Source organism: Acidovorax sp. KPB24-03, assembly GCF_057546605.1.
The window spans coordinates 1-8965 of the sequence record NZ_BAAJYR010000146.1; the positions used below are offsets into that span (position 1 = coordinate 1).

The window sequence follows — 8965 nt, forward strand, 5'->3', positions numbered from 1 at the left end:
CGTCACGACCGACTGCGCTGAGGCGAGGGCGGCCGCCAGCCGGGGGCGCTGGGGGTAGGGTGTCTCTTCGAAGCCGAGCCGGCCCCGCGCGTCGCATTCGCAGGCCAGCAGCACCTCGGCAAAGCGCGCCGGCTTGCGCAGGGCGTCGCAACGCTCCAGGAGCCGCACCAGGGCGGCGGCGTTGAGGTCCGCGCTGCGGTGGATGTGGCCGTGCTCGCGCGCCACCACGTCCGCGGTTTCGCGGCAGTCCACCGGCACGCGCAGGCGCTCGCACACGTCGCGCAGCAGTTCGGCGCTGCGGGTTTCGTGGCCGACGTGGCGCGGCAGCACGTCGGCCGCAGTGGTGCCCTTGCCGAGGTCGTGCACCAGGCAGGCAAAGCGCACGGCCAGGGGCGCCTGCAGCCGCGCGGCCATGTCCAGCACCATCATCACGTGCACGCCGGTGTCGACCTCGGGGTGGTACTCCGCGCGCTGGGGCACGCCCCACAGGCGGTCGAGCTCTGGCAGCAGCACGGCCAGCGCCCCGCAGGCGCGCAGCACCTCGAACATGCGCGAGGGCGCGGGCTCCATCAGGCCGCGGGCCAGTTCCTGCCAGACGCGCTCGGCCACCAGGTGATCCACCTCGCCGGCCTCGACCATCTCCCGCATGAGCGCCAGGGTCTCGGGGGCCACGGTGAAGTCGGTGAAGCGCGCGGCGAAGCGTGCCACGCGCAGGATGCGCACGGGGTCTTCGCGGAAGGCGTCGGTCACGTGGCGCAGCACGCGCGCCTGCAGGTCGCGCACGCCGCCGTAGGGGTCGCACAGGCCATGCGTTGCCGAGGGGGCGGCGGCAGAGGCACCGGCCGCATCGGCCGGCTGCGCGATGGCGTTGATCGTGAGGTCGCGGCGCGAGAGGTCCTCCTCCAGCGTGACCTCGGGCGAGGCCTGCACCGCAAAGCCGCGGTAGCCGCGCCCGCTCTTGCGCTCGGTGCGCGCCAGGGCGTATTCCTCGTGCGTCTGGGGATGCAGGAACACCGGGAAGTCGCGCCCGACGGGCAGGTAGCCCTGCGCCGCCATTTCGTCGGGCGTGGCGCCGACGACGACCCAGTCCCTGTCGTTGACCGGGCGGCCCAGCAGCCTGTCGCGCACCGCGCCGCCTACCATGTAGATTTGCATGGGCGGCAGTGTACGGCGCGGCGTTGCGGACCCGGTTGGCATCTGCCCAACGGTCCGCGCGATCGATTCAAGGCCAAACAGGTGCCATGCCGGCGGATTTCATGCCTGTATTGCTACTAAATTCGTAGCAGATCACGTTTTTGTGACTTGTGGGGCCGGGTGTGCATCGCGGCACTGTCCGACGACAAAGGGCGTCTTGGCTGACGGAGGGCCGGGGCCCGGTCGAGCCACCATCGGCGGGTCGCCCGCGCCGCGGGCCCGCATCCGATTCAGGGAACGCATGGCATCCAAAGACAAAGAGAAAGAAAAAGACAAACCCGCCGGTCCGGCCGTGAGCGAGAAGGACATCAAGGCGCAGCGCGATCTGTGCGTGCTGGGACCGCACGGCGACCTGCGCCTGGCCTCGGTCACCATCGACGGGTACAGCCTGGAGTTGCGCGACGGCGACGGCTTTGTGGGCGACAACGCCAGCCGCACCGCCTTCCGCGAAATGCTCGATGCCTGGCGCAAGCTCTACACCGACATGGCCGGCAAGGACCCACTGGGCAGCAAGCCCACGCGCGAGATCAGCAAGCAGCGCCTGGACGAGCTGCTCGAAAAGGACGGCACCGCCGCCCGCGCCATCGAGGCTGCCTCGGAGGACTATGCGCTGCAGCTGTCCCACGTGGTGCAGTGCTTTCTCAAGCACAAGACGTGGCGCGGCGTGAAGCGCGTGATCATCGGTGGGGGCTTTCACCAGAGCGAAGTGGGCGAGAGGGCCATCGCCCGGGCTGCCGAAATCCTCAAGAAGGAAAAGACCTCCGTCGAACTGCGCACCCTGCACCACCACGCGGACGAGGGTGGCCTGATCGGCTGGGTGCACCTGGCGCCGCCGGCGCTGCTGCAGAGCTACGACGCCATCCTGGCTGTGGACATCGGCGGCACCAACGTGCGCTGCGGCATCGTGCAGACCCACCTGCACAGCGCGCCCGACATGTCCAAGGCCGAGGTGCTGATCCGCGAGAAGTGGGGCCATGCCGACGACGCCCCCAAGCGCGACGAACTGGTCGAAGGCATCGCGGAGATGCTGGAAGACCTCGTGGCCCATGCCGAGAAGGAAAACATCCGCCTCGCGCCCTACGTCGGCGTGGCCTGCCCGGGGCTGGTCTGCGAAGACGGGTCGCTGGCGGGCGGCACGCAGAACCTGCCGGGCAACTGGGAGAGCATCCGTTTTCACCTGCCGCGCGACCTGTGCGAGCGCCTGCCCTACATCGGCCAGGGCCGCACGCAGGTCTGCCTGCACAACGATGCGGTGGTGCAGGGCCTGTCGGAGCTGCCTTTTACCACCGACGTGAAACACTGGGCCGTGCTCACCGTGGGCACGGGCCTGGGCAACGCCAGCTACACGAACCGCGCGGACGGCTGAGCCGCAGGCCCGCGCCGGGCGGGGCAGGGCGCGGAAGACCCGCAGGACAGGGCAGGGCCGATCTCCGGCGCCTTGGGCGGGCGCCGCGCTGCCCAATAGGGCGGGCCGCCCTCCGGCATGCCCCGAAACCTATAATCGACGTCCCCAGCCCTCGCCGGGACTTCATGGGCCTCACATGCGTTGAGGCACCTCGGCACCCCACCAGATTCCAAGATGAGCCAGCCCACTTCCAGCGTCGCAGACATCCGCAAGACTTTCCTCGACTTCTTCGCGTCGAAGGGCCACACCATCGTTCCGTCGAGCCCGCTCGTGCCGGGCAACGACCCGACGCTGATGTTCACGAACTCGGGCATGGTGCAGTTCAAGGACGTGTTCCTGGGCACCGACAAGCGTCCTTACCAGCGCGCCACCTCCGTCCAGGCCTGCCTGCGTGCGGGTGGCAAGCACAACGACCTGGAGAACGTGGGCTACACGGCCCGCCACCACACGTTCTTCGAAATGCTGGGCAACTGGAGCTTTGGCGACTACTTCAAGCGCGAATCGCTGAAGTGGGCCTGGGAACTGCTCACCGAGGTCTATCAGCTGCCGGCCGAACGCCTGCTGGCCACCGTCTACGAAGAGGACGACGAGGCCTACGACATCTGGACGAAGGAAATCGGCCTGCCGCCCGAGCGCGTGATCCGCATCGGCGACAACAAGGGCGGCCGCTACAAGTCCGACAATTTCTGGATGATGGCCGACACGGGCCCCTGCGGCCCCTGCAGCGAAATCTTCTACGACCACGGCCCCGAGATCCCCGGCGGCCCGCCCGGCAGCCCTGACGAGGACGGTGACCGCTTCATCGAGATCTGGAACAACGTGTTCATGCAGTTCGACATGGCCGAGGACGGCTCCGTCAAGCCGCTGCCCGCACCATGCGTGGACACGGGCATGGGCCTGGAGCGCCTGGCCGCCATCCTGCAGCATGTGCACAGCAACTACCAGATCGATCTGTTCGATGCGCTCATCAAGGCCGCGGGCCGCGAGACCCACACGGCCGATCTGTCCAACCCGTCGCTGAAGGTGATCGCCGACCACATCCGCGCGACCTCGTTCCTCATCGTGGACGGTGTGCTGCCGAGCAACGAAGGCCGTGGCTACGTCGAACGCCGCATCGTGCGCCGCGCCATCCGCCATGGCTACAAGCTGGGCCAGAAGACGCCTTTCTTCCACAAGCTCGTCAAGGACCTGGCCCAGCAGATGGGCGACGCCTACCCCAAGCTGCGCGAGCAGGAGCAGCGCATCACCGACGTGCTCAAGACCGAAGAGGAGCGCTTCTTCGAGACGCTGGCCAACGGCATGGAAATCCTGGACGCCGCCCTGGCCGGCGGCGCGAAGGTGCTGCCCGGCGATGTGGCCTTCAAGCTGCACGACACGTACGGCTTTCCGCTCGACCTGTCGGCCGACGTGTGCCGCGAGCGCGGCGTGACCGTGGACGAGGCCGGTTTCGCCGAAGCCATGAACAAGCAAAAGGCCCAGGCCCGCGCGGCCGGCAAGTTCAAGATGGACAAGGCGCTGGAGTACACCGGCGACGTCAACCGCTTCACCGGCTACGAGCAACTGGCCGAGAAGACCGCCAAGATCACTGCCATCTATGTGGACGGCGTCGGTGTGGCCGCGCTGCGCTCGGGGCAGGAGGGCGTCGTGGTGCTCGACACCACGCCGTTCTACGCCGAAAGCGGTGGCCAGGTGGGCGATCAGGGCGTCATCGCCAGCGGCTCGGCCCGCTTCGCGGTGGCCGACACGCTCAAGATCAAGGCCGACGTGTTCGGTCACCACGGTAGCCTGGAAGCGGGCACCCTGAACGTGGGCGACACCGTGACGGCCGAGGTGGACACGGCGCTGCGCGCCGCCACCATGCGCAACCACTCCGTCACCCACCTGATGCACAAGGCCCTGCGCGAAGTGCTGGGCAGCCATGTGCAGCAAAAGGGCTCGCTGGTGAACGCCGAGCGCACGCGCTTCGACTTTGCCCACAATGCCCCGGTGACCGATGCGCAGATCCGCGAGATCGAGCGCCGCGTGAACGAGGAAATCCTGGCCAACACCGCCACCGGCGCCCGCGTGATGGACATCGAGTCGGCCCGGAAGACCGGCGCCATGATGCTGTTCGGCGAGAAGTACGGCGAAAGCGTGCGGGTGCTGGACATCGGCACCAGCCGCGAACTGTGTGGCGGCACGCACGTGGCGCGCACCGGCGACATCGGGCTGTTCAAGGTCGTGGCCGAAGGCGGCGTGGCGGCCGGCGTGCGGCGGATCGAGGCCGTCACCGGCAGCAACGCGCTGGCCTATCTGCAGCAACTCGAAGACACCGTGACCCGTGCGGCCAGCGTGCTGAAGGCACCGGTGGCCGAGCTGAACGGCCGCATCGGCCAGACGCTGGACCAGGTGAAGGGGCTGGAGCGTGAAGTGGCCGCACTCAAGGGCAAGCTCGCTTCGGCGCAGGGCGACGAGATGCTCGCCCAGGCGGTGGACATCAAGGGCGTGAAGCTGCTGGCGGCCCAACTGCCCGGCGCGGATGCCAAGACCCTGCGCGACACCATGGACAAGCTCAAGGACAAACTCAAGTCCGCCGTGATCGTGCTGGCGGCCGTCGATGGCGACAAGGTGCAGCTGGCGGCCGGCGTGACCGCCGACAGCGTGGGCAAGGTCAAGGCCGGCGAGCTGGTCAACTTCGTGGCCCAGCAGGTCGGCGGCAAGGGCGGCGGCAAGCCTGACATGGCCATGGCTGGTGGCACCGATGCGTCCGCGGTGCCCGCGGCGCTGGCATCCGTGCAAGGCTGGGTGGGCGAACGCCTCTGATTTTCAGGGCGCCGCAAAAACAAAGTCCCGCATCGCGGGCCTTTGTTGTTTGGCCAGCCGCAGGGCCGGCCGGTCAGAACAGTTCGACGTCGTCGTTGGACACCTTGGTGTGCAGGTGGCCCTGGTCGATCAGCTCGTCGTAGTAGCACACCCGGTTGCGGCCGTTTTCCTTGGCGAAGTAGAGGGCCTGGTCGGCCTGGCCCAGGATTTCGACCGGCGCACCGCGGTCGGTGCACACGAAGCCCAGGCTGACCGTGACCCGGCCCACCTGCGGAAAGTTGTATTCCTGCACCGCCAGGCGGAAGCGGTTGAACACCTTGTGCGCGGTCGAGAGAGTGGTCGAGCGCAGCAGCACCACGAACTCCTCGCCCCCGAAACGGAAGATGCGGTCGTGGCTGCGGAAGGACGAGCGCAGGATGTTGGCGATCAGGATCAGCACTTCGTCGCCATACAGGTGGCCGAAGCGGTCGTTGACCTGCTTGAAATGGTCGATGTCCACCACCGCCAGCCACTGCTGCAGCGGCTCGCTGGTGTCGGCACCGTCTCCGTCCGCGAGCATCTCGTCGGCCGCGATGCGCACGCTGCCGGACACGCCCGCGCGGCGCGCGAACTGCTCGTCGAAGGTCTTGCGGTTGAACAGCCCCGTGAGCGCATCGCGCTCGCTGTAGTCCAGCAGGCTCTGGTAGTTCTGGTAGACGTAGAAGACGCTCTGGATCACGTCCAGCTTGTGCACCGAGAACGGCCGCGACTGCGTCACCTCGATGCAGGCGTGCACCTCGTCGTGCATCCACACCGGCATCCACAGCGTGTGCTCGCCCTTGCGCAGCGAATGCAGCGCGCGCCGCTCCTTCTGCAAGATGCACTCGTGCAGCGCGGCGTATTGGGTGAGCGGCTCGCGGCGGGAATCGGCCGCCGCTTCGGAGTTGGTCGACACCATCTGGCCCTGGTCGCACCAGGTGCGCGGCCGCACGTATGGAATGCCATCGTCCTTGAAGATTTCGAGCGCACGCACCGCCTTGATCGCGGGCAGCTTCTGGAGCGTGGAGAGCACCGACACCTCCAGCCGAAGATGGTCGCGGTGGCCGGTCATTTCGACCAGGTTGTCGAGAATGGGCTTCATGGATGCGTCGATTCTGCAGTCATGCGGTCAACTTCGGCGCACGAACACCACGTCCCACACACCGTGCCCCAGGCGCAGGCCACGGTTTTCGAACTTGGTGAGGGGGCGGTAGTCGGGCTGCGGCGCGTAGCCGTCAGCGGTATTGGCCAATTGGGGCTCGGCCGACAGCACCTCCAGCATCTGTTCGGCGTACGGCTGCCAGTCCGTCGCGCAATGCAGGTAGCCGCCCGGCTTGAGCCGGGCCGCCAGCTTGGCCACCAGCGGCGGCTGGATCAGGCGGCGCTTGTTGTGCTTTTTCTTGTGCCACGGATCGGGAAAGAAGATGTGGATCCCATCCAGCGTGCCGGGCGGCACCATGTGGTCGATCACCTCGACCGCGTCGTGCTGCAGGATGCGGATGTTGGCCAGGCCCTGCTCGCCAATGCGTTTGAGCAGCGCGCCCACGCCGGGCTCGTGCACCTCGCAGCAAAGGAAGTTGTCCTGCGGGCGCACGCCGGCAATGTGCGCGGTGGCCTCGCCCATGCCGAATCCGATCTCCAGCACCAGCGGGGCGCTGCGGCCGAACACGGCGGGTGCGTCGATGGGTTGGGGGGCGTAGTCCAGCACGAAGCGGGGCCCCAGCTCTTCGAAGGCCTTGGCCTGGCCGGTGGTGGTGCGGCCTGCGCGGCGCACATAGCTCTTGATGGTCTTGGGATAGGGGACGTCGGCGGGGGCACCGCCGCCCGCGCGCGCAGGGCGCTGCTCGGGGGGATTCGTCGGGCCGGCATCGGCCAGGGGCAATTGCGTTTCTGTCACGGTGAGCGATTGTAGATTCCGGACCATGCCCGCGCCCAGAGCTCCAGCGCATGGCCGACCGGGGTGTCGTTTGGCCGCACCAGCGGCGGCAGGCCCAACTGGTGCGCGGCGGCGGCCAGCGCCTTGACGGGTTCGCGCGTGTCCACCGGCGGCGCGCCGTGCTGCTTGGAGAGCTTGGCACCGTCGGGCGCATACACCAGCGGCGTGTGCAGGTAGCGCGGCGTGGCCAGGCCGAGGGCGTGCTGCAGCAGGATCTGTCTCGGCGTGTTGTCGGCGAGGTCTTCCCCGCGCACGACGTGGGTGATGCCCTGGTCGGCATCGTCCACCACCACGGCGAGCTGGTAGGCCCACAGCCCATCGGCGCGGCGCAGCACGAAGTCGCCGACCGTGCCCGCCACGTCCTGCGATTGCACGCCCAGCCGGCGGTCTTCCCATACCACGCCGTCCCGCGCGAGCGAAGGCCCCGCATCGCGCTCGCACGGCCCTGGACGGGGCGGTGATTTTTTCTGAATTTCCGATGCGCGGAACCGCCAGGACCGTGCCGGCCGACCCTGCAGCCCGCCGCGGCAGGTGCCGGGGTAGGGCAGTTCCACATGGGGTTGGCGCACATGGCCGAGCCGGGCCTGGGCCTGCTCGATGTCGCTGCGCGAGCAGGCGCAGGGGTAAGCCTGTCCCTGGGCAAGCAGGCGGTCCAGCGCTTGCTGGTATGGCAGGCCACGCTCCGACTGCCGCATCACCGGACCATCCGGCAGCAGGCCGCAATCGGCCAGCTGGGACAGGATGATGGCGTCGGCCCCGGGCGCGCAGCGCGGGGTGTCGACGTCTTCGATGCGCACCAGCCATTGCCCGCCGCGCCCCCCGTGCGCCGAGCGCGCGTCCAGCCAACTGGCCAGCGCCGCCACCAGCGAGCCCGCATGCAGCGGGCCCGTGGGCGACGGCGCGAAACGGCCGATGTAGCGGGAGAGGGCGCCCAGCGTCATGCCACCGCGAGGGCGAGTTCCAGTCCCGAGACGAAGGCGTCTTCCAGGCGATGGCCCAGGCACCAGTCGCCGCACAGGCCGATGCCGGCCTTGGCATCCCACAGGTGCGAGCGGCCCAGCGGCGCGAGCGTTTGCGCATAGCGCCAGCGGCAGACCTCGGCGTGCGCGGGCTCGGCGCGGATGCCGGTCACCTCGGAGAACGCTTTGGTGAGCTTGGCCTGCACCCGGGCTTCGCCGTCCTCCAGGTGCTCCCGCGACCACGCGGGGCTGGCCTGCACGGTCCAGCGCTCCACCGGGCCGCGCCCGGGCTTGGAGGACTCGCGCGCCAGCCAGGCGATGCGGTGGTGGGTGCTGCGCGCCGCGTTCCACTGCGGTCCCAGCGTGGTCAGGCCCGGCCGCACCGCCTGGGGAAACGCCAGCATGAGGGTCCAGCAGGGGGCGATGGTGACCTGGGCCAGCGGTGCGTGCAGCGACGGCGCAACGGTCGTGCCCGACGCGGTGCCGGAGGCCTGCAGCAGCGCCAGCGCCGGCACGGAGGGTTGCGCGAGCAGCACCGCGTCGAACCCCGCGTGCACCTGCGCCGCGCCATCGGGCGACTCGGTGCGCAGTTGCCAGCGCTTGCCGTCCATGGGGTCGCGTTCGATGCGGGTCACGCGGCAGCCGGTGAGC

The 8965-nt window shown here is 68.9% G+C and carries 7 protein-coding genes; 2 read left to right on the forward strand and 5 right to left on the reverse strand.

Going from position 1 to position 8965, the window contains the following annotated elements; genetic code table 11:
• The coding region (locus AC27KI_RS15005; RefSeq protein ID WP_487114526.1) for a multifunctional CCA addition/repair protein at window positions 1-1155 on the reverse strand (1155 nt) is incomplete at its 3' end.
• A 280-nt stretch (window positions 1156-1435) separates the two neighbouring features.
• Between AC27KI_RS15005 and AC27KI_RS15010 the strand changes: the two genes are divergently transcribed.
• Both AC27KI_RS15010 and alaS read left to right on the forward strand, forming a co-directional pair.
• Window positions 1436-2560, forward strand: a complete 1125-nt coding sequence (locus AC27KI_RS15010; RefSeq protein ID WP_317354334.1) for an ROK family protein — start codon at window positions 1436-1438, stop codon at window positions 2558-2560.
• A gap of 213 nt (window positions 2561-2773) precedes the next feature.
• A complete protein-coding gene (alaS, locus tag AC27KI_RS15015) occupies window positions 2774-5401 on the forward strand; it encodes an alanine--tRNA ligase (protein ID WP_487114528.1) in 2628 nt (875 codons plus the stop codon).
• A gap of 73 nt (window positions 5402-5474) precedes the next feature.
• On the opposite strand, the gene AC27KI_RS15020 is transcribed toward alaS, so the two are convergent.
• From AC27KI_RS15020 to AC27KI_RS15035, 4 genes are all read right to left on the reverse strand, one after another.
• Window positions 5475-6521 (reverse strand): GGDEF domain-containing protein, encoded by a 1047-nt coding sequence (locus AC27KI_RS15020; protein ID WP_284431204.1) that lies wholly within the window; start codon window positions 6519-6521, stop codon window positions 5475-5477.
• 27 nt (window positions 6522-6548) lie between these two features.
• Window positions 6549-7343 (reverse strand): tRNA (guanosine(46)-N7)-methyltransferase TrmB, encoded by a 795-nt coding sequence (gene trmB / locus AC27KI_RS15025; RefSeq protein WP_284431203.1) that lies wholly within the window; start codon window positions 7341-7343, stop codon window positions 6549-6551.
• Window positions 7313-8296, reverse strand: a complete 984-nt coding sequence (gene gluQRS, locus AC27KI_RS15030) for a tRNA glutamyl-Q(34) synthetase GluQRS (protein WP_487114530.1) — start codon at window positions 8294-8296, stop codon at window positions 7313-7315. Before gluQRS ends, trmB begins: the two co-directional genes overlap by 31 nt.
• A partial coding sequence (locus tag AC27KI_RS15035; RefSeq protein ID WP_487114532.1) for an NAD(P)/FAD-dependent oxidoreductase occupies window positions 8293-8965 on the reverse strand: 673 nt, incomplete at its 5' end. The genes gluQRS and AC27KI_RS15035, both read right to left, overlap by 4 nt.